Source organism: Streptosporangium sp. NPDC005286 (genome assembly GCF_040607515.1).
GTDB lineage: Bacteria > Actinomycetota > Actinomycetes > Streptosporangiales > Streptosporangiaceae > Streptosporangium.
In genome coordinates this window covers 77,942-98,612 of the sequence record NZ_JBEXGU010000009.1, presented here as the reverse complement: position 1 = coordinate 98,612, position 20,671 = coordinate 77,942, and the positions used below count along the sequence as shown (strand labels likewise).

General features: G+C 69.8%; 22 protein-coding genes. 13 read left to right on the top strand and 9 right to left on the bottom strand.

Annotated elements, in window-relative coordinates; translation table 11 throughout:
• Nucleotides 1-78 precede the first annotated feature (78 nt).
• Nucleotides 79-540 (top strand): methylmalonyl-CoA epimerase, encoded by a 462-nt coding sequence (gene mce, locus ABZU75_RS05910; RefSeq protein ID WP_355549945.1) that lies wholly within the window; start codon nucleotides 79-81, stop codon nucleotides 538-540.
• Nucleotides 541-697: 157 nt separating this feature from the next.
• Nucleotides 698-1,978: a DivIVA domain-containing protein gene (locus ABZU75_RS05905; protein WP_350954739.1), complete on the top strand. Its 1,281-nt coding sequence runs from the start codon at nucleotides 698-700 to the stop codon at nucleotides 1,976-1,978.
• Nucleotides 1,979-2,443: 465 nt separating this feature from the next.
• On the opposite strand, the gene ABZU75_RS05900 is transcribed toward ABZU75_RS05905, so the two are convergent.
• The 4 genes from ABZU75_RS05900 to ABZU75_RS05885 form a co-directional block, all read right to left on the bottom strand.
• The gene (locus ABZU75_RS05900; protein ID WP_355549942.1) at nucleotides 2,444-3,235 is read right to left on the bottom strand and encodes an alpha/beta fold hydrolase; all 792 of its coding nucleotides are present in this window, start codon (nucleotides 3,233-3,235) and stop codon (nucleotides 2,444-2,446) included.
• Nucleotides 3,236-3,384: 149 nt separating this feature from the next.
• Nucleotides 3,385-4,098 (bottom strand): alpha/beta hydrolase, encoded by a 714-nt coding sequence (locus ABZU75_RS05895; RefSeq protein WP_350924743.1) that lies wholly within the window; start codon nucleotides 4,096-4,098, stop codon nucleotides 3,385-3,387.
• A 34-nt stretch (nucleotides 4,099-4,132) separates the two neighbouring features.
• Entirely contained in the window at nucleotides 4,133-4,453 is a 321-nt protein-coding gene (locus tag ABZU75_RS05890; protein ID WP_350924741.1) for an ATP/GTP-binding protein, read from the bottom strand.
• Nucleotides 4,450-5,913: a 3-hydroxyacyl-CoA dehydrogenase NAD-binding domain-containing protein gene (locus tag ABZU75_RS05885; protein ID WP_355549939.1), complete on the bottom strand. Its 1,464-nt coding sequence runs from the start codon at nucleotides 5,911-5,913 to the stop codon at nucleotides 4,450-4,452. Before ABZU75_RS05885 ends, ABZU75_RS05890 begins: the two co-directional genes overlap by 4 nt.
• Nucleotides 5,914-6,082: 169 nt before the next feature.
• Between ABZU75_RS05885 and ABZU75_RS05880 the strand changes: the two genes are divergently transcribed.
• The 11 genes from ABZU75_RS05880 (at nucleotide 6,083) to ABZU75_RS05830 (ending at nucleotide 16,354) form a co-directional block, all read left to right on the top strand.
• Nucleotides 6,083-6,541, top strand: coding sequence for a hypothetical protein (locus tag ABZU75_RS05880; protein ID WP_355549937.1), 459 nt, complete (start codon nucleotides 6,083-6,085; stop codon nucleotides 6,539-6,541).
• Nucleotides 6,538-6,873, top strand: a complete 336-nt coding sequence (locus ABZU75_RS05875; protein ID WP_355549935.1) for a transcriptional regulator — start codon at nucleotides 6,538-6,540, stop codon at nucleotides 6,871-6,873. The genes ABZU75_RS05880 and ABZU75_RS05875 overlap by 4 nt, the downstream gene beginning before the upstream one ends.
• Nucleotides 6,870-7,748, top strand: a complete 879-nt coding sequence (locus ABZU75_RS05870; RefSeq protein WP_355549933.1) for an ATP-binding cassette domain-containing protein — start codon at nucleotides 6,870-6,872, stop codon at nucleotides 7,746-7,748. The genes ABZU75_RS05875 and ABZU75_RS05870 overlap by 4 nt, the downstream gene beginning before the upstream one ends.
• A complete protein-coding gene (locus tag ABZU75_RS05865) occupies nucleotides 7,745-8,899 on the top strand; it encodes an ABC transporter permease (RefSeq protein ID WP_355549931.1) in 1,155 nt (384 codons plus the stop codon). Before ABZU75_RS05870 ends, ABZU75_RS05865 begins: the two co-directional genes overlap by 4 nt.
• Nucleotides 8,900-9,024: 125 nt before the next feature.
• Nucleotides 9,025-9,684 (top strand): endonuclease NucS, encoded by a 660-nt coding sequence (gene nucS / locus ABZU75_RS05860; protein WP_350924727.1) that lies wholly within the window; start codon nucleotides 9,025-9,027, stop codon nucleotides 9,682-9,684.
• 221 nt (nucleotides 9,685-9,905) lie between these two features.
• The gene (locus ABZU75_RS05855; protein WP_355549928.1) at nucleotides 9,906-10,748 is read left to right on the top strand and encodes an ABC transporter ATP-binding protein; all 843 of its coding nucleotides are present in this window, start codon (nucleotides 9,906-9,908) and stop codon (nucleotides 10,746-10,748) included.
• Between the two features lie 187 nt (nucleotides 10,749-10,935).
• Nucleotides 10,936-11,739 (top strand): ABC transporter permease, encoded by an 804-nt coding sequence (locus tag ABZU75_RS05850; protein WP_355549926.1) that lies wholly within the window; start codon nucleotides 10,936-10,938, stop codon nucleotides 11,737-11,739.
• On the top strand, nucleotides 11,736-12,968 hold the full coding sequence (locus ABZU75_RS05845) for a sensor histidine kinase (protein ID WP_355549924.1): 1,233 nt from the start codon (nucleotides 11,736-11,738) through the stop codon (nucleotides 12,966-12,968). Before ABZU75_RS05850 ends, ABZU75_RS05845 begins: the two co-directional genes overlap by 4 nt.
• Nucleotides 12,969-12,971: 3 nt before the next feature.
• On the top strand, nucleotides 12,972-13,595 hold the full coding sequence (locus ABZU75_RS05840) for a response regulator transcription factor (protein ID WP_355549922.1): 624 nt from the start codon (nucleotides 12,972-12,974) through the stop codon (nucleotides 13,593-13,595).
• Nucleotides 13,596-14,139: 544 nt separating this feature from the next.
• Nucleotides 14,140-15,621: an aldehyde dehydrogenase family protein gene (locus ABZU75_RS05835; protein WP_355549920.1), complete on the top strand. Its 1,482-nt coding sequence runs from the start codon at nucleotides 14,140-14,142 to the stop codon at nucleotides 15,619-15,621.
• Between the two features lie 151 nt (nucleotides 15,622-15,772).
• Nucleotides 15,773-16,354, top strand: coding sequence for a TetR/AcrR family transcriptional regulator (locus ABZU75_RS05830; protein WP_355549918.1), 582 nt, complete (start codon nucleotides 15,773-15,775; stop codon nucleotides 16,352-16,354).
• A gap of 114 nt (nucleotides 16,355-16,468) precedes the next feature.
• On the opposite strand, the gene ABZU75_RS05825 is transcribed toward ABZU75_RS05830, so the two are convergent.
• The 5 genes from ABZU75_RS05825 to ABZU75_RS05805 form a co-directional block, all read right to left on the bottom strand.
• On the bottom strand, nucleotides 16,469-16,786 hold the full coding sequence (locus ABZU75_RS05825) for an STAS domain-containing protein (protein ID WP_350924717.1): 318 nt from the start codon (nucleotides 16,784-16,786) through the stop codon (nucleotides 16,469-16,471).
• A gap of 194 nt (nucleotides 16,787-16,980) precedes the next feature.
• A complete protein-coding gene (locus ABZU75_RS05820) occupies nucleotides 16,981-17,574 on the bottom strand; it encodes a response regulator transcription factor (protein ID WP_350924715.1) in 594 nt (197 codons plus the stop codon).
• Nucleotides 17,571-18,692, bottom strand: a complete 1,122-nt coding sequence (locus ABZU75_RS05815) for a histidine kinase (protein ID WP_355549915.1) — start codon at nucleotides 18,690-18,692, stop codon at nucleotides 17,571-17,573. The genes ABZU75_RS05820 and ABZU75_RS05815 overlap by 4 nt, the downstream gene beginning before the upstream one ends.
• A gap of 118 nt (nucleotides 18,693-18,810) precedes the next feature.
• The gene (locus ABZU75_RS05810; RefSeq protein WP_343975623.1) at nucleotides 18,811-19,608 is read right to left on the bottom strand and encodes an ABC transporter permease; all 798 of its coding nucleotides are present in this window, start codon (nucleotides 19,606-19,608) and stop codon (nucleotides 18,811-18,813) included.
• Nucleotides 19,609-19,610: 2 nt separating this feature from the next.
• A complete protein-coding gene (locus ABZU75_RS05805; RefSeq protein ID WP_355549912.1) occupies nucleotides 19,611-20,669 on the bottom strand; it encodes an ABC transporter ATP-binding protein in 1,059 nt (352 codons plus the stop codon).
• Nucleotides 20,670-20,671 lie beyond the last annotated feature (2 nt).

Genomic DNA, 20,671 nt, shown 5'->3' with positions numbered 1-20,671 from the left:
GGCCTCCCTGACAGGGCTTGGAGCGACTTTGCCACCATACCCATGGGCACATCGGTGACCTTGAAGGAGGATGGCTCTATGTTCATGCGCATCGACCACGTGGGAATCGCCTGCCACGATCTTGAGGAGAAGATCGCTTTTTTCGAGCAGACCTTCGAGCTCACGGTAGTGGCCCGCGAGGTGAACGCCGAGCAGGGGGTGAAGGAGGCGATGCTGCACATCGCCGACGGGGAGGGCGGTGGATCGTATATCCAGCTCCTCGAACCGCTCGGTTCCGACACGCCGGTCGGTAAATTTCTCGCGAAGCGCGGGGAAGGCGTTCATCATGTCGCCTTCGGTGTTCCGGACGTCGTGCGTGCTCTGGACACGATCGGCGGCAGGGGCGTCCGACTGCTCGACGAACGGCCGCGCCACGGCTCCATGGGTTCGTCCATCGCCTTTCTTCACCCCAAAGACGTGGGAGGAATGCTTACCGAACTCGTACAGGCTCCGGAAAGGCAAGCTGAGGCCACGTCGAATGCAAGAAACGCCGATACGTAACAAGTCGCGCATAAAGTCGGACGAGACCGCCAACTCGGCAACGGCGGAGTACGCTGGCGTACCACCGGACGTGGATCCCGCCCCGGCTCCCGCTTCGGATGCCTGAAACCCCCGTCCGGCCCGTGTAGCCGTCTCGACAACCCAGGATCGAGCCTCCATGCAGTCCGACATCGACGCCCAGCTCAACAACTTCTTTGAAGACGCCCCCGCTCGGGAATTCGACGTGGTGCTCCGGGGCTATGACCGGCACCAGGTCCACGACCATCTAAAGCAAATCGACGGTGAGCTTCGGCAGTCCCGGGAGCAGGTCCAGAACCTGCAGCGGGATCTGTCCGACTCCCAGCGCCAACTTCAGGAGCAGGAGCGCCCGACCTACTCCGGCCTCGGCGCCCGGATCGAGCAACTGCTCCGCCTGGCTGAGGAACAGGCGACCGAGCTGGTCCAGGCAGCCAGGTCCGAGGCGAACGAGATCAAGGCGGCCTCCAAGGTCGAGGCCGCCGACCTGCGTGCCGCCGCGGAGAACGAGGCCGCGGAGAAGCGCGCCCTCGCCACCCGCGAGGTCGACGAGATGCGCACCACCGCGGAGCGCGAGGCCGAGGAGATCCGCTCGACCGCCCGCCGCGAGGCCGACGAGCTGACCGCCACCACCGAGCGCGAGGTCTCCAAGCTGCGGGCCACCGCCGACCACGAGGTGGCCGAGAAGCGCGCCGACGCCGAGCGCGAGATCGCCAAACTGCGCACCACCACCGAGCGCGAGGTGGCCCAGCTTCGCGCCTCGACCAAGCGCGAGCGTGACGAGGTCCTCACCACCGCCAAGCGCCAGGCCGACGAGATGCGCGCCCAGGCCCAGCGGGTGCTTGAGGAGTCCGAGGCCAAGCGGGCCCAGGACGAGGCGGAGTTCGAGATCCAGCTCGCCGCCCGGCGCGAGGAGGCCGAGCGCCAGGAGGCCGAGCGCCACGCCACCGCGCAGGCCGCCACCCAGAAGCTGGTCGCCGAGGCCGAGCAGCGTGCGGCCACCGCCGAGCAGCGCGCCACCAAGGCCACCCAGCAGGCCGAGCAGACCCGCCGCGAGGCCGACACGCACGCCAAGCAGCTGCTGGCCAACGCGCGCAAGAACGCCGACCAGGTCGTGTCCGAGGCCAAGTCGAGCGCCGAGTCCATCGTCTCCGAGGCCAAGGCGGAATCCGAGCGGAGCCGCTCTGTCGCCCAGCGACAGGTCGACGAGCTGACCCGCCAGCGCGACAGCATCACCAGCCACCTCGCGCAGCTGCGCCAGCTGCTCGGTGGCGCGCCGCTCCCGGCCGCCGACCCGGAGCCCGCGATCACCGCGGCCCCGCCGAAGCCGGCCATCCCCGCCGCCACCAACGGTGCCGAGAAGCCGGTTCCGACTCCCGCCAGGGCGGAGAAGGACGACGACGCGGAGTGGTGGCAGGAATAGGCGGCCGCTGACTCCGGGGCGTTGACGACGGCTGACGAGAGAGCCTGGTGACCTTCACGGTCACCAGGCTCTCTCGGCTACCGGCCCCACTTACCTGCCCCTCTTACCCACCGTCAGGATCGGCAGTGCCCGAAGCGTCACCGGTGTCCGACGATTCCGGGGCCCCGCCCCGGGCCGGGAGCCGGTCCCGCCCTTCGAGGTGCCCGCCAGGGTCCCGTACGAGAATGTCCCGTACCGGGTCTCGACCGGTTCCCCCGGAGAGGCTCGCCAGGGCCGGGCGCCCTACGGGCAGCCGGGAAAACCCCTGGCCGAGAGCCCGTTCATCGTCGGCCTGACCGCATGGGCGAGCGCCCAGGCGGTGGTCACCTCGCCAAACGTGATCGTCCTCGCCGTGGGACTCAACCCGGCCGTCGAGGCGCTGCAACGGCGCCGGTCGATCTCGATTGGCCGCGGCGATCGCCCTGCTCATCCGCGAGGTGGTGATCCCCCGGCAAGCTCGGCGATGAAGTCCGACACCGCCCGGTTGAACGCCTCGGGCTGCTCGATCGCGCTGAGATGGCCGGCCTTCTCGATGACGGCCAGCCGCCCGTCGGGCACCGCCTCGACCATCGCGCCCGCTTCCGCGGGCGGGGTGATCTCGTCCTCCTCGCCCACGATCACCAGGACCGGCGTCTTGATCGCCCGCAGCGTGTCAAAGGAGTCGGGACGGCCGGCCATGGCCCGTTGCGCCCAGGCCGCGGCCGTCGGCGGAGCCGACTGGACCAGCCCGCGCACCCGGCCGAACACCATCGCCCTGCTCCGCACCGTGGTCTGCCCGACCAGCCCCGGCAGCAACTCCTTCAGCAGGACGGAGGTGCCCTCCTGGAGCACCGCGGCGGCGATCCGCTCGCGGTTGGATCTCGCGGCCTCCGGGTCGGCACCCGCCTTCGTGCCGGCGAGGATCACCCCCAGCAGCCGGTCGGGGTGGCGGCGGCACAGGGCCATCGTCACGTAGCCGCCCATGGACAGGCCGCCGACGACCGCGCGGTCGACGCCCTCGCTGTCCAGCAGGCGCACGACATCGTCGGCCATCACGTCGAGGGAGGGAACGTCCCCGCCCAGCACCGAGCCGCCGAAACCGCGCAGATCGGGGGTGATGACCTTGCAGACCTCGGCCAGGCCCTCACGCTGGGCCAGCCACATGGCCGATGACAGGGGGAACGCGTGAAGGAGGACGACCGGAAGCCCCTCTCCAGCCGATCGCGTGTACAGCCGCACGCCGTCCACCGTATTCCCGGAGCCCCCGTCTGGCACCCCCGGTTCCACAACCGTTTATGACGTTGTGGTAACTCCGCGGTCAACGAATGGGACCCGGCAGGCGATACGGCGACGAGGATTCCGGGACGGGCCCGAACCGGACAGGGTACCTACGAGTCGGCGACCTCGGTGGGGAGGGGGTGGGCGGCCGGATTGACCCGTAGGACGATCTCGTTGAGGACGATCCGCACGTACGGCTCGCCGACCCACAGGTGCTTGGCGTCGTCCACCCCGACGACCTCGGCCTGGGGCACCCTGGCGAAGCGCTCGCGGGCCTGCTCGGGACGGAGGTAGTCGTCGAACTCCGGAACCAGCGCGGTCAGCGGCCGCCCGAACTCCGCCCACCCGTCGAGGTCGGCGTCGGTAGCCCTGTGCAGCGGCGGGGAGAGGAGGATCGCCCCCTCCACCAGCGGGTCGCGGCCCCACTTGAGCGCCAGTTCGGTACCGAAGGACCAGCCGAGCAGCCAGACCCGGGGCAGGTCGTGGAAGTCGGCGTACTCCAGGGCCGCGGCGACGTCCAGGCGCTCGTCCTCACCCTTACCGAAGGCCCCCTGGGACGTTCCCCGCTCGGAGGTGGTGCCGCGCGTGTTGAACCGCAGCACCGCCAGGTCGGCGAGGGCGGGCAGCCGGTTCGCCGCCTTCTTGTAGACGTGGCTGTCCATCATGCCGCCGTGGGTGGGCAGCGGGTGCAGGCAGACCAGCGTGGCCACCGGAGGCCGTTCCGCGGGAAGGGCCAGCTCACCGACGAGTGTCAGCCCGTCACCGGTGTGCAGCTCGATCGGCTCCCTGCGCGCGGGCAGCACCGTAGAGGCCCGGATCTCCATGTCTCTCCTCACCACGACCGGCGATCCACGCCGGTCAGTATCTGCTTCTGCCAGGACCGCGCCTGACCCGGTTGCGCCAGCACGCGGTGTGCCAGTGCCTGCGCTCCTCCTCGCCGCCCTGCCAGGCGGGCCAGCTGACCAGGTGCGGCAGGCCCGGCCTGATCTCCTGGTCGCAGCCGGGGCAGCGGTAGACCTTGTCCGCCGCGCCGCCGGTGACCCGGCGCACCTGCCAGTCTCCGTCGGGCCATTCCTCCGTCTGGTCGACACCGGGCACGGAGCCGCCGAGGGGGCGGGCCGCACCCCGGTTGCCACCGCGGTCGAACGGGTCGGCCCGACGGGCCCTGCGGGGGCTCACGGCAGGTCTCGGAAGCTCCGGACCCCCGCCGCGACGAGCTGCTCCAGCAGCGGCGCGGGCGCGAGGAACGGTTCGCGGTACTCCGCGTACAGGGCGCGCAGGCCGTCGCGGACGGTCTCCAGGCCCAACTCGTCGAGCGTCTCGAACGGTCCCGCCTGGTAACCGCAGCCGAGCCGCATCGCGTTGTCGATGTCGTCGCGGGTCGCATAGCCGGAGTCGTACATCCGGACGGCGTCGTTGAGGTACGGGTACAGGAGCGCGTCGACCACGAACTCGGCCCTGTCCCGGCACGGCACCGGGACCAGGCCGATGAGCCGGACCATCCCCTCCACGGCCCGCGCGACCTCGGGCCCGGTGAGCGCGGTGGAGGCGACCTCGGCGACCTGGTCGCCCACCAGGTGCAGGCCGACCAGGCGCTCGGGGTGCGGGAGCCCGGGGGCCAGCTCGACGACGGGAACGCTGGACAGCGCGACGACCGTCTCCGCGTCCTGCACGGGCACGGTCTTGAAGCCCGCGGCGGAGAGCCTGGCGGCGAAGGCGTCACCTCCCTCGCCCAGCACCGCGACCAGGCCGGTCGAGGGCTCGTCCGCCGCCGGTTCCGGTTCGGCGGCCCGGTGGAAGCCGCCACCCGACTTGCGGCCGAGCAGTCCGGCCGCGACCCGCTCGCGCAGGATCGGCGCGGCGGCGTGACGGCGGTCGTGGCTCTCCCTGAAGAGCACGCTCAGCACCTCGTACGAGGTGTCCAGGCCGATCAGGTCGAGCAGGGCGAAGGGGCCCATCGGCAGCCCGGCACCGAGCCTCATCGCGGTGTCGATGCCGTCGCGAGTGGCCACGCCGTTCTCCAGCAGGACCGCGGCGTGGTTGAGGTAGGGCAGTAGCAGCCGGTTGACCACGAACCCGGCGCGGTCGCCGACGGTCACCGGGGTCTTGCCTAGCCGGCGCGCGAGGTCGGCGACCTCGCCGGCCAGGCCGTCGTCGGTGATCAGCGTGTGGATCACCTCGACCAGTCTCATGACCGGGGCCGGGTTGAAGAAGTGCATGCCGATCACCCGGCCGGGGCGGCCGGTGGTGGCCGCGATCTCGGTGACCGAGAGCGAGGAGGTGTTGGTGGCGAGCACCGCGGACGGCTTGCAGATCCGATCCAGGTCGGTGAAGAGCGCCCGCTTGAAAACCATGACCTCCGGAACGGCCTCGATCACCAGGTCGGCGTCCGCGAGATCCTCCAGCGAGGTGGTGAGGGTCACCCGGCCGAGGATCTCCGACCTCTCGGCCTCGCTCAGCCTGCCCTTGACGACCGCGCGGCCCGTGGAGTCCTCCAGATGGCCCCGGCCTCGCGTCAACGCCTCAGGGCCGGCCTCCACGCCGATCACGGCGATGCCGGCACGGGCGAAGCACTCGGCGATCCCGGCGCCCATCGTGCCGAGGCCGACCACGCCGACCGTCTCGAAACTGCCCGCCATCGTTCTCCCCACCCTGTCCGCGGATCCCGCGCCGCGCGACAAACCGCCCGTTCCTTGAACCGCAACAGTCTCCCAGAGAGGGATCGGCTACCCAAAAGCCGGTCGGACATCCCAGGAGCTGAAAGAAAGTACTTGAATGAGAGTTGAGTAGTAATTAGTATTTGAGTACATGAAGACTGGAGGGGGCATGGGAGACGACCTGACACCGGAGGAGGCGCTGCGGCAGATCGGCGAGGTCGACCGGCGCACCCGGCGACCGGCACGCGTCGTCGGCCTGCTCTACGCGATCCTCGGCCTGGCCACGATCGCGTACTGGCCGATCATGTATCTCGGCCCCGGCTGGTCCCGGGCCGTGGTCGGGGTGGCATGGGTGGCGCTGACCGTCGTGTTCGCCTGGTACCTCGGCCGGATGGGAATCCAGGACCGCGAGGTCACCTGGGCCAACAAGTCCACCGGGCCGGTGACGGTCACCTACCTCGTCGCCTTCCTGGCCGTGTTCGTGTTCGGGACGTTCTTCCGCCCCGACGACCCGGGTCCCGGCTGGATCGCGACGCTGGTCACACTGACGGTCTGCGCGAGCGTCCCGCCCTTCTACGCGGCGTGGCGCGTGCTACGGGCGGAGCGGTGAGCGGCCTGGACGGAGCCGGAGGTGGTACGGGCTCGCACCCCCGGCACGCCCTTGACGACGTCATCCACGCGCCCGTCCGGCTGTCGATCATGGCCGCTCTGGCGGCCACCGACAGGGCCGAGTTCCGCTTCCTCCGCGACACCATCGAGGTCAGCGACTCCCTGCTCTCCAAGCATGTCATCACCCTGGAAGAGGCCGGCTACGTGCGCGTGGAGAAGGCCTTCGTGGGTAAACGCCCACGCACCTGGCTGGCCCTCACCGACGAGGGCCGCCGGGCGTTCCATGACTACGTCTCCGTGCTGAGACGCCTTACCGAGGGACCTCCCCCATGATCGAGATAAACGATCTACACAAACGATACGGCGACAAGACCGCTCTGGGCGGGGTGACGTTCTCCGTGAAACCAGGCGAGATGTTCGGCTTCGTCGGAGCCAACGGCGCGGGCAAGACCACCACGATGCGCATCCTGATGGGCGTGCTGACCGCCGACTCGGGCTCGGTGCTCCGCGACGGCCGGCCCCTGACGTTCGAAGACCGGCGCCGGTTCGGTTACATGCCCGAAGAGCGTGGCCTCTACCAGAAGATGCGGGTCTCCGAGCAGGTCGAGTACTTCGGCAGGCTCAGCGGCCTGACCGCGAGCGGGGCGAAAAAGGCCACCGGCGACCTGCTCGAACAGCTCTCGCTCACCGAACGCGCGGCCGACACGGTGGACGCGCTCTCCCTGGGCAACCAGCAGCGCGTGCAGCTCGCGGTGGCGCTGGTGCACACCCCCGAGGTGCTCGTGCTGGACGAGCCCTTCTCCGGGCTCGACCCGCTCGCCGTCGACGCGCTGGCCGGGGTGCTCGCCGCACGGTGCGAGGCGGGCGTGCCCGTGCTCTTCTCCAGCCACCAGCTGGACCTCGTCGAGCGGCTCTGCCACTCGGTCGGCATCATCTCCGCCGGCCGCATGGTGGCCAGCGGCACCGTCGACGACCTGCGCGACCGGGAGGGACGCGGCCGGCTCAGGGTGGTCGTCAGGGACGCCTCCCCCGGCTGGGCCGCGTCCCTGCCGGGAGAGGTCGTCGAGAAGGGCGACGAGGTCCTCGTCGCGGACGTGGACGGCGACGGCCAGGACATCCTGCGCCTCGCGGTCGAGGCCGGAAAGGTCGAGCACTTCGGCTGGCAGCGGCCCACACTCACCGAGATCTTCAGGGAGGCGGTCGCGTGAGCGAGCTGCTGCTGGTCGCGCGGCGGGAGATCATCACGCGCGGCCGTACGAAGGCGTTCGTCATCGGGCTGGTGGTGAGCGCCGTGCTGGTCAGCGCGCTCGCGTTCCTGCCCAAGCTCTTCTCGGGGCCCGACTCCTACACCGTGGGCCTCGTCGGACCGCAGTCGCAGGCGCTGCAGCCGGTCCTGACCGGCACGGCCAAGGACGTGACGATCGCCGTCAGGGAGTTCCCCGACGAGGCCGCCGCGAGCGACGCGGTCAACGCCGGCGACGTGGACGCCGCGGTGGTGGACGGCCGCAGGGTGCTCGCCGACGGCGAGGTCGACCGCGAGCTGGGCCTGCTGCTGGAGAACGCGCACCAGACCGTCCAGACCCAGAGTCAGCTGGCCGACGCGGGCCTGGACGCGGCCAAGGTCGCCCAGGCGATGCAGGTCGCCCCCCTGGAGCAGGTCTCGGTCGGCGCCGACGCCCGCTACGCGAGCGTGCGGGTGGGCATCGCGTCCCTGCTGGTCATGGTCCTGTTCTTCCTGCTCATCTACTCCTCCATGTACGTCGCCATGGGAGTGATCGAGGAGAAGGGCAGCCGGATCGTGGAGATCCTGCTGACCTCGATCCGCCCATGGCAGCTGCTCGGCGGCAAGATCCTGGGGCTGGGCACCCTCGCGCTGGCCAATCTCGTCGTGATCATCGTGGCCGGTCTCGGCGCGGCGACGGCGACCGGCTTCGTGGCCGAGCTGCCCCCGGGTATGACGGGCATCGTGATCAGCACCCTGTTCTGGTTCATCCTCGGTTACGCGTTCTTCGCCGCGCTGGCGGCGGCGCTCGGGTCGCTGGTGTCCAGGCAGGAGGACGCGAACAGTGTGCTGACGCCGATGACGATGCTCATGACGATCACCTACCTGGTGGCCTACTTCGCGGCGGTCCAGCCCAGCAGCGCGGTGGCCAGGATCCTGTCGATGGTGCCGCCGTTCTCCTCGATGGTCATGCCGGTCCGGATGGCCGGGGGCGAGGTGCTCGCCTGGGAGATCGCGACGGGCTCGGCCCTGATGCTCCTGGCCACGGTGGGCACGCTCCTGCTCGGCGCGCGCATCTACCAGCGCGCGGTGCTGCGCACGGGCGCCCGCGTCAAACTCTCCGAGGCGGTCCGCTGACCGTGCTCGCCAAGCCGTACGCGTGAGCCGGCCGCTCACGCGTACGGACGCGGGCGGCGCGATGGAGCCGCCGCCGTGGCCGGATCTCGGGGATCGGGGCGCCGCCGGGCCGATAGGCTTCGGTAATGCGTCTGGTCATCGCGCGGTGCAGCGTGGATTACGTCGGGAAGCTCACCGCCCATCTTCCGATGGCGCCTCGGCTCATCCTCATCAAGGCCGACAGCAGCGTCTCCATCCATGCCGACGACCGGGCTTTCAAGCCGCTGAACTGGATGAACCCGCCGTGCAAGCTCCGCGAGGAGGAGGGCACCTGGACGGTGACCCACGGCAAGACCGGCGAGAAGCTCGTCCTCACCATGGAGGAGATCATCCACGACACCAGCCATGAGCTGGGCGTGGACCCGGGGCTCATCAAGGACGGGGTCGAGGCCCACCTGCAGGAGTTGCTCGCCGAGCACATCACCACCCTGGGCGCGGGCTGGACGCTCGTCCGCCGCGAGTACATGACGGCCATCGGCCCGGTGGACATCCTCTGCCGCGACCACACGGGCGCCTCCGTGGCCGTGGAGCTCAAGCGCCGCGCCGGCATCGACGCCGTGGAGCAGCTCACCCGCTACCTGGAGTTGATGAACCGCGACCCCCTGCTCGCCCCCGTGACCGGCATCCTGGCCGCCCAGAGCATCGCCCCGCAGGCCAAGACGCTGGCCGAGGATCGCGGAATCCGCTGTGTCACCCTCGACTACGACGAACTACGCGGCATCGAGCGCAACGACACGCTGTTCTAGCAGGGCTTACGGGACGAGCATGCCCGCACCGCACGTGACGGCGGGCGGAGTGGCCCCGGGTCCGCTCGCAGGTATCGGTCCATCCGGCCTCAAGGCCGCGGCGACGGCGGGAATCCGCCGTCGCCTTGCCCCTCGAACCGAGCCGTGTCCTCCGAACGGTGGACACGGGGTTCCATCGAACGTTGGTGCCGCGAAAGCCCGGTGAACGCGAGGCTTGAGGCATGAGCACAGCGGTGAGAGTGAGGGGCCTGACCAAGCGCTACGGCGACGTGCGGGCCGTCGGGGGCATCGACCTGGACATCCACGCGGGTGAGGTGTTCGCGATCCTCGGCCCCAACGGGGCGGGAAAGTCCACCACCGTGGAGATCCTGGAGGGGCACCGCACCAGGGACGCCGGGGAGGTCAGCGTCCTGGGCGTCGACCCCGGCAGGCCAAGCCGGGCGTGGCGCTCGCGGATCGGCATCGTGCTGCAGACGGCCAACGACGTGGCCGAGACGACGGTGCGGGAGACCGTGCGGCACTTCGCGGGCTACTACCCGGGCGCCAAGGATCCGGACGAGGTGATCGAGCAGGTCGGGCTGACCGACAAGGCGGACACGCGCATCCGGCGGCTCTCCGGCGGCCAGCGGCGGCGGCTGGACGTCGCGCTGGGCGTGATCGGCAACCCTGAGCTGCTCTTCCTGGACGAGCCGACCACCGGGTTCGACCCGGAGGCACGCAGGCAGTTCTGGGAACTGATCGAGGGCCTGGCCCGCGACGGCACCACGATCGTGCTGACCACCCACTACCTGGACGAGGCCGAGGCACTGGCCGGGCGGGTGGCCGTGGTCGCCGGCGGGCGGATCGTGGCCGAGGGCGAGCCCAAGACCCTGGGCGGCAGGGCCACCGCCAAGGCCAGGGTGAGCTGGTCCGACGGGGGCGAGCACCGCTTCCTGGAGACGGACACCCCGACCAGGACCGTCATGGAGCTGACCCACCGTTTCGGCGGCGAGGTCCCCGAACTGGCCGTGACCCGCCCCAGCCTGGAGGACGTCTACCTCCGCCTCATCGAGCCGCCCGTCTGAGCGACCGCCCGTCCGAGCGACCGGCCGCCCTGCCGACCATCCCGGCCCACGGCCACGGCCCCGGCCGGCCCATTGACCGGCAGGCGAAAAGCCTGACCCCGCCGCCACCCCAGCGAGCATCGACCGATCCCCCGAGGTGACCACCAAGATGAGCCAGCCCCTTACCCGACCCGCCTCTCAGCCCGTCATGGCACGGCCCCCCTCCGCGGTACGGCTGGGACTGTCGCGGGCGGTTATCGAGACCAGGATGTTCTTCCGCGAGAGGGACGCGGTCATCTTCACCTTCGCCTTCCCGATCATCATGCTGGTGCTCTTCGGTTCGATCTTCGGGGATGATCTGGAGGGAACCGGGCTCAACGTCTCCCAGGTCTACGTGGCCGGGCTGATCGGCGTCGCCGCGATGACTGGATTCCAGAACCTCGGGATCAGCATCGCGGTGGAGCGCGACGACGGCGCGCTCAAGCGGCTGGCCGGCACACCGCTGCCCCGCACCGCCTACTTCGTGGGCAAGGCGTTCAACACCCTGTTCGTCTCCTTCTGCCAGGTCGTCCTCCTGCTGGCCATCGGGACCGCGCTGTTCGGCCTGGAACTGCCGTCGGAGTCGTCCAGGTGGGCGACCTTCGCCTGGGTGTTCGTGCTGGGCGTGCTCAGCTCGTCACTGCTCGGCGTCGCGATCAGCAGCCTGCCCCGGTCGGCCAAGAGCGCGGCGGCGGTGATCGCGATGCCGTTCGTGGTGCTGCAGTTCATCTCCGGGGTGTTCATCCCCATCGCCATGCTGCCCTCCTGGCTGGTGAACATCTCCTCGGTCTTTCCGCTCAAGTGGATGTGCCAGGGTTTCCGCTCGGTCTTCCTGGGCGACGCCGGCGCCACACTGGAGCTCGCGAAATCATATGAACTGGACCGGGTCGCCCTGATCCTGGGAGCCTGGGTCATCGGAGGACTGGTGCTGTGCCTGATGACATTCCGCTGGAAAAGCCGCCGCGATGGATGACAGGGCGTATCCAACGTCCCGGCCTCCCGACCGGTGGAGCCGGAGTCCACGCATGGCAGTCGCTGCGCGGCTGGGAGGTGCTCCTGGTCGTCGGAACGCTCCTGCCCACCTGGGCCGCGCTGACCGTCGACGCGCCCTGGCAGGAGAAGGTGATCGTGGCGGGCTGCCTGCTCTCGGTCCTGCCGCTCTATCTCCTGCTGGGCCGCCCGGCGATCGTCACCAACGACCGGCGGAGGGGGGCGGTCTACATCGCCCTGCTGGTCGTGCTGTTCACCCCGGCCGGGCTCACCGCGTCGTACGCGACGTTCGCCCTGTTCGGACTCTGCCCGCAGTGTTTCATCGTCTTTCCCGCCAGACGGGCGATGATCGCGGTCACCGCGCTCAACCTCTCTCCGGCGATCCGTTACATCTTCCTGGTCGGGGCACCGGAGCCGTTCAACTTCCTGATGGTCATCACCATCGTCATCTTCTTCTCCTCCATTTTCGGCGTCTGGATCGAGCGGATCACCAGGCAGAGCGAGGAGCGGGCCATGCTCATCGAGGAACTGGAGAGCAGCCGGGCCGAGGTGGCCAGGCTCTCGGCCGAGCGCGGAGCGCAGGCCGAGCGCGAGCGGCTCGCCGGGGAGATCCACGACACCCTGGCGCAGGGCTTCACCAGCATCATCATGTTGCTCCAGGCCGCCGAGGCGCAGCCGGACCCGTCCCGCCACCTGGCGCTGGCCGTGCGGACCGCGCGGGAGAACCTCGCGGAGGCACGCATGCTGGTCACCACGCTGAACCCGGCACCACTGGACGGCTCGACCCTGGATGAGGCACTGCGGCGGTTGACGAACCGGCTCGGCGAGGAGACGGGAATGTCAGCGGGGTTCGAGGTGCACGGGAAGTCCCGGCCGCTGAGCGCGCCGGTCGAGGTGGTGCTCGTCCGCGCCGTCCAGGAGGGCCTGGCCAACGTGCGCAGGCACGCGGACGCGAGATCCGCGGCCGTCTCGATCTCCTATCAGGACGGATCGGTGCTGCTGAAGGTGCGCGACAACGGGTGCGGCTTCGACCCGTCCGGCGCCCAGGGATACGGTCTGCGGGGCATGCGCGCCCGCGTGGAGCAGGTCGGCGGGGCCCTCGCGGTGACGGGTCTCCAGGGTGAGGGAGCCTCTCTTGAGGTGCTCATCCCCACCGACCGGCCCGGCATCCGCACAGACGCCCCCACCGACCAACTCGACCAGAAAGCGTGACACATGCTCCGTGTAATGATCGTCGATGACCACCCGGTGGTCAGGGAGGGCCTTCGGGGCATGCTGGAGGCCGACCCCGGGATCTCGGTGGCGGGTGAGGCGGGCTCGGGGGACGAGGCGGTCGTGCGGGCCGGTGAGCTACGACCCGACGTGATCCTGATGGATCTGCGCATGCCGGGCGGGGACGGGGTGAGCGCCACCTCGCGCATCCTCACCGAGCGGCCCCAGAGCCGGGTGATCGTGCTGACCACCTACGAGACCGACGCGGACATCGTACGGGCGGTCGAGGCGGGCGCGGCGGGATACCTGCTGAAGGACACCTCAAGGGCGGACCTGCTCGCCGCGATCCGCTCTGCGGCGCGGGGGGAGACGGTGCTGTCCCCGTCGGTGGCGACCAGGCTGGTCACCCGGATGCGGGCACCGGTGGCCGAGTCGCTGTCACCGCGCGAGACGGAGGTGCTCTCCCTGGTGGCCGGAGGGCTGACCAACGCGGAGATCGGCCGGGCCCTGTTCATCAGCGAGGCCACCGTCAAGACCCACCTACTCCGTGTCTTCGGCAAGCTCGGCGTCTCCGGCCGCACCGCCGCCGTGACCACCGCCCTGGACCGAGGTCTGCTCACCCGTTAAGCCATCCGCCGATTCTCAGCGGTTGTCAGTGCGGATCGGCCAGGCAGAGCTCAGGACACCAACTATCGGCGACACCCGGCCCGCCACCGGAAATCCCGCCGTCGGCCTCATTTCAGCCTGCCCTCAAATGACATTTGGCCCAGACCTCATCCAGGGGCGCGATTTCTGGCACCAAGAACGGGCAGTCCGGCCCTCCGTTCCGCACCAGCAGAAGAGAAGCGCATAAACAACTGGAAAGCCGCCGCCGCACTCGTGGCCGTGGTCACGCCGACCGGCCTCATTTTCATCCCGACGGTCGCGTCGGCCGCCCAGGAGAACGCCGCGGAAGAGTGTCGATGACCCGCGGCACCGCGCGGCGGACGCCGCCCCGGCAGGCGGACGGCCCAGCTTGTAAGTAATGGTTTACTGCGCAACGACTCCCGGTCTATCGTGAGCGGAACGTGTCCGTACCGCCCGCTGCCCGCAGTCGGGGCGGCGGGCGCCGACCTTCCCCGAGCGGCGTTTCGCCTTCCAGGGCATCCGTCACGGCACAGAGGAGACAACCTTGACCACGGCGACCGGACAGCGCACCTTCGACTCCCTCGCCCCAGCCACCGGTGCCGTCGTCGGCACCCACCCGATCCAGGACGCCGCGGCGGTGCGCGCCGCCGTGGCGGAGGCCGGGATCGCCGCCGCGTGGTGGGCCGGGCTGGACCGGGCCGAGCGCAGGCGCCGGCTGCTCGACTACAAGGCGATCCTCGCGCGTGATCTGACCAGGATCGCCCGCCTCGTCCATGAGGAGACGGGCAAGCCGGAGGCCGACGCCACCCTGGAGGTCGTCCTGGCCATCACCCACCTCGACTGGGCCGCCAGGAACGCGCACAAGGTGCTCGGGATGCGACGGGTCTCCCCCGGACTGGTCGGCGCCAACATCGCGGCCACCCTGGAGTACCTGCCGCTGGGGGTGGTCGGGGTGATCGGGCCGTGGAACTACCCGGTGTTCACCCCGATGGGATCGATCGCCTACGCGCTGGCCGCGGGGAACGCCGTGGTGTTCAAGCCCAGCGAGCTGACCCCGGGCGTGGGCGTGCTACTGGCCGCGCTGTTCACCGAGGCGGTGCCGGAGCACCAGGTCTTCCAGACCGTCACCGGGCTGGGCGAGACCGGCGCGGCCCTGGCGGGGGACCCCGGGGTGGCGAAGATCGCCTTCACCGGCTCGACCGCCACCGCCAAGCGGGTGATGACCGCGTGCGCGACGAACCTGACGCCGCTGGTCGCCGAGTGCGGCGGCAAGGACGCGCTGATCGTGGACGCCGACGCCGACCTGCCCGCCGCCGCGGACGCGGCGCTGTGGGGCGCGCTGTCCAACGCGGGCCAGACCTGCGTCGGGGTGGAGCGGATCTACGTGGTGGACGCGGTCTACGACGCCTTCATGAAGGAACTCACCGATCGGGCCGGTCAGGTGAAGGCCGGGCGCGACTACGGCCCGATCACCATGCCCGCCCAGCTGGACATCATCCGGCGGCATATCGACGACGCGGTCGCGGGCGGCAGGGCCGTGCTGGGCGGGACCGGCTCGGTCCGAGCGCCCTTCGTCGACCCGGTGATCGTCGAGGACGTGCCCGAGGACTCCTCCGCGGTCCGCGAGGAGACGTTCGGCCCGACGGTGACGGTGAAGCGGGTCGCCGATGTGGAGGAGGCGCTGGAGAAGACCAATGCCACCGCGTACGGCCTGGCCGGGACCGTTTTCTCGGGAAACACCCGGCGGGCTCTGGAGCTCGCTCGCCGGATGCGCGGCGGGATGACCGCCATCAATTCGATCATCTCCTTCGCGTCTGTCCCCGCGCTGCCGTTCGGCGGGGTCGGAGACTCCGGATTCGGCCGTATCCACGGCGCGGACGGGCTGCGGGAGTTCGCCCGCCCCAAGGCCGTCTCCCGCCAGCGCTTCGCGCTGCCCGGGATGAACATCACCTCGTTCACCCGTAGCCAGAAGGAACTTGACCGGCTAGTCAGGCTTGTTACCTTCTTGCATGGACGACGTAGGTAATAGCACAATGCCCCTTCCACAAAAAGGATCTTGCACCCATAATGGTTGATTCTGGGGGCCAGAGCCATGAGGTGGAAGTGATAAAGCGATTATTTGTCAACCCCATACCGACGTTCAGGTACTTGACATGAACGGACGGTCATATCGGGGAATGTCAGCGGAGGAGCGACTGGCAGAACGCCGGGAACGTCTGATCTTCGCGGCGTACAACCTCTACTCCGATCCAGGATTCCCCGAAACCACGATTGAGAGGTTGTGCGCCGCGGCACGCATCTCCAACCGCGCCTTCTACGAATGCTTCTCCGGACGCAACGAGTTGATGCGGGCCGTGCACGACCGATGCGTGCACGAGACGCTGCAGTCGGTGGCGAAGTCCATAGAGCAGGCCCCTGACACCCTGGCCGCCCGGGTCGAGGCGGGAATCTCCGGATACATCAATTTCGTCACCGAAGACAGGCGTCGTGCCAGGATCATGCATCTGGAGGTGCGCAGAGCAGGTGACTGCCTCGTCAGCTCACGGCAGCTGGCCGTCACGGCCTTCACCGACATGATCGAGCTGAACGTCGCGGATCTGCCGGAGGCGGTCAAGGCCAACCGGCACCTGCTCGCGCTGGGCATGATCGGAGCGATCCAGGAGCTGCTCATCGAGTGGGTGCTGGCCGACGACCCGCCCTCGACCGAGAGCATGATCAGCACTGCCGTTCACATCTTCTACCGGTCTTTCACCGGGTAGCCCGGTCACCTCGGTACGACCTCGACGAGGCGGAGACGAGGACGGGCCTCAACCGGCCCGTCCTCCGATATGTTCCGGTGTCGCCGGTGTCCCGAACTCCGGCGGGCGACCGGATCAGGCCACCGCGGCCATGGGGTGTTCGACGGTCAGGACCCGGTTGAGCCGGGTCACCGCCAGCACCCGCATGATCCTCGGCGGCACCCTCCTGAGAATGAGGCGGCGTTCCGCGCCCACAGCGCGGCGATGCGTGCCCACCAACACCCCCAGCCCGGTGGCGTCGATCATTTCCAGCCCGGAAAGATCTACGATCAGGTCGCCGCGCCCGGAGTCGACCGCCTCGTGCAGCCGCGGGCGCACTCCGGTGACGGTTCCCACGTCGAGACGGGCCCCGACGCTGACCACCTGGGCCTGGGGGTTACCAGGGACGCGCATGCCTCCTCCTCACACCTGGCCACAAAAGAGACGTGACCGGGCACAACGGCGGTGCGTCACCGCAGCCAGTCGATCACGCACCGCATTCATATGCTGCCACAGCGTGTAAGAAGGCGCGAACCTCCCCCGCGTTAGAATTCCCCCTTCTTACCCGCATGAGAACCCCTTGCCCGAATCAACGGATAAAACGCGGTTCAAAGCCATCCTTTTTGCTGAGCCGCCCGGATGGCGGTGATCCGGTTGCTCGCCCCCAGCTTGGTGATGGCACTGGACAGGTAGTTGCGCACGGTGCCCTGGGTGAGGTGGAGCGAGGCGGCGATCTCGGCGACCGAGGCTCCCCGCGCGGCCAGCTCCAGGGAGCCGCGCTCGCGCTCGGTGAGAGGACTCTCACCGGCCATCATCGCCGAGGCGGCCATCTCCGGGTCGAGGTAGCGCCCGCCCGACCAGACCTTGCGGATCGCCTTCGCCAGCTCATCGGCGGGGGTGTCCTTGGGGATGAAGCCACGCACCCCGGCGGCGAGCGCCCGCCGCAGGTAGCCGGGCCTGCCGAAGCTGGTCAGCACCAGCACCGCGTGGCCCGGCAACGTCTCGGCGACGCTCAGCCCGTCCATCCCCGGCATCTCGATGTCCAGCACGATCACGTCGGGCCGGTGTTCCCTCACGGCCTCGGCCACCAGGTCCCCCCTGGCCACCTCGGCCACCACCTCGATGTCCGGCTCCAGGCCCAGCAGGGTGGCGATCGCCCCTCTGACCAGGTGCTCGTCATCGGCCAGCAGTACCCGGATCATCGTGCTTCCTCCAGCGGAACCGTCGCCCGCAGCCTGAACTCCCCCGGGCCCCCCGGGCCTCCCGTGACGGATCCGCCGGTGGCGGTTACCCGCTCCGACAGCCCGATGAGACCGGTGCCGCCGACGCCGTCCATCTCGGCCACCCCGTCGTTGGTCATCTCCAGCACGGCGTTCCCCTCCTGGATCGTGATCGCGATCCGGCACCTGGTGGCGAAGCTGTGCCGCAGCACGTTCGTGGTGCCCTCGCGCACCACCCAGGCCAGCAGCGTGGCCGCCTCCTCAGGCACCTGATCACCCGGCTCCTTCAGCGTGCAGCGGACACCGCCCGCCTCCAGCACCGCGATCATCCCGCGCAGCTCGGCGGCGAGATCGACGGTCCGGTAGCCGCGCACCGCCGCGCGAATCTCCTTGAGCGCCTGCCGCGCCAAGGTCCTCACCTCCTCCATCTCCCCGGTGGAACGTCCGATGTCCACCCTCGACAGCTTGACGGCCACCTCGCTCTTGACCGCGATCGCGGTGAGGCTGTGCCCGACCAGGTCGTGCAGGTCGCGGGAGAAACGGAGCCGCTCCTCGGTGACGGCCAGCCTGGCCTGTGCCTCCCTGCCCTCCTCGGCGGCCCTGACCACCTGCCAGAACCAGAGCTGGAACCGGTTCGTCCACGGCGCCACCACACTCACCACGAGGTAGATGATGAGGAGGGGGCGGGGATCGTCCGCGTACGGCGGCGCGAACACGTTGGCGAGATCGGCGACCGGTGACGTGAGAAGCGGGCCGACGACGGCCGCGGCGACGCAGGCGGCGATCGTGGCGGACCTGTTCAGCAGCAGCGCGGCACCCGACGCCCATGCCGGGGCGAGCAGCCCCCAGGACCAGAGATGGCCGTCCTGGGTCAGCATGAGGACCACCGCGACCATGGCCGAGGTGAGGATCGCGCCTCCGGCGGTGCTCCCCGCCACCGCCGCCTGAAGGATCCTCAGGGAGAGGACTGTGAAAACCACCAGGCCGGGCACCCCGACAAGCAGTGGGGTGAGCGGGAGCCGCCCGTCCACCTTCGCCAGCGCGCCCAGGGGACCGGCCCAGGCCATGACGATACCCATGCTCAGGGAGAGAACGGTCATCCGGCGGAGCCGCTGGAGGTGTGACCGCTTCCTCCCCCAGGAAAGCGCGAAGGGGATGAGGCGTCCGAGACGCCTCATCCCTTTCCGATTAGTTTCGGATGACATTTCGTAATCAACGTTATCCGCGCCGGGGCTCCCAGCGGAACAGCCACCGGGCCAGCAGCCCCGCCACCGCGATCCAGGCCAGCAGCATCGCCAGTGAGGGCAGTGCGGCCGCCCACTGCCCAGCCGTGCTCAACGCCTCCCCACCGCCGGAGACGTGGTCCCCGCCCAGGAAGGCGGTGCGTACGATCTCCACGACCGGGGTCGCCGGGAGCAGGGCGGAGACGGTGCCCAGCGTGCCGGGCAGCGCGTCGGAGGGAAAGGCGATCGGGGCGCCGACGAGCACGATCAGGAGCACCGGAAGCACCGTGACCTGGGCGACCTCGGCGTTGGGCGTGATCCCCGAGAAGGCGGCGCCCAGCAGGCCGAACAGCAGGACCCCCAGGACCACGGCGGTCACGAGCAGCGGCACGTTGGCCACCGTGACGCCCTCGGACCGCTGGATCCAGAGGGCCAGCAGCAGCACCTGGCCGAGATAGAGCACCAGCGCCCCGAGAGCACTGCCACCGAGGATCGCCAGACCGGACGGCTGGCCGGCGCGCAGCCTTTTGAGCACCAGTTCCTCACGCCGGGCGGTGAAGGAGTTCACCAGGTTGACGAAGACCGCGAAGGCCAGCATCAACCCCGGCACCCCGGTCAGCACGAACAGCCTTCCGGCCACACCGTCGATCTCCGCGTCACCGACGGTCTGGGTGAACGCCCAGGCCATCAGGAACGGCAGCAACAGTACGTTGAACAGGACCGTGGTGTTCCTGCCGATCAGGGTCAGGTCGAGCCTGGCGAGCCGTACCGCGTGCAGAACGTCGATCCTCATGACTACTTGACCTCTCCGGCGACTCGCATGAAGGCGTCTTCCAGGGTTCCGCGCCGTACGGCCAGCCGTTCCAGGCTCTCGCCCCGTACGTCGGCCCAGGCCAGGAGGTGCCGGACCGCCTCGTGCGCGCGGGTCTCTGGCCGCCCGACGGTCAGGGTGTAGGCGACCTCCGTGGCGCCGCCGTAGGTGAGCACGGGGGCCGCGCCGTCCAGCCGAGGGAGATCGTCGAAGCTCCAGGCGATGCCGGGAAGGCGGAAGGAGACCCGGTCACCGGCCCCGGCCACCACCTCCTCGACGGTGCCGTGCAGGTGGATCAGGCCCTCGTGCATGATGGCCAGCCTGTCGGCGAGACGCTCGGCCTCCTCCAGGTAGTGGGTGGTGAGCAGCACCGTGGTGCCCCCCACCCGCAGGTCCTCGATCACCTTCCAGGTGGCGCGGCGCGCCTCGGGGTCCATCCCGGTGGTCGGCTCGTCCAGGAAGAGCACCTCCGGCCGGGAGATCACCGCCAGCGCGAGGTCGAGCCTGCGCCGCTGGCCGCCGGAGAGCTGCCGGACCTTCGTCCTGGCCTTCCTCTCCAGCCCGGCCAACTCCAGCGCGCCCATGGTCTGCCGGTCCACGCCCCAAAAGCGCCCCAGCAGGCCGGAGCCCGCCGGCGGCTCTGTGGTGCCTGAGAGGGTGACCGGCCGACCCGCGTCCTCGCTCAGCCCCTTCCACAGGCCGACGGTCTCGGCAACCGTGAGGTCACCGATGAACCCTCCCTCCTGCAGCATGATCCCCACCCGGGGCCGCAGTTGGCGGCGCTGGCCGACCGGGTCGAGTCCAAGCACTCGGACGGTACCGCCGGTCGCGGCTCTGAACCCCTCCAGGACCTCCACGGTGGTGGTCTTGCCCGCGCCGTTCGTGCCGAGCAGGGCGAACAGCTCGCCCCTCGGAACGCTGAAGGAGACGCCGCGCACCGCCTCGAAGTCGCCGTACGCCTGCCGGAGCCCGCCGACCTCGATCACGTTGTCGAGGCCGGCGGTCGCGGCGCCGGGCGGATCCGTCACCTGTGGTGTTCTCATGG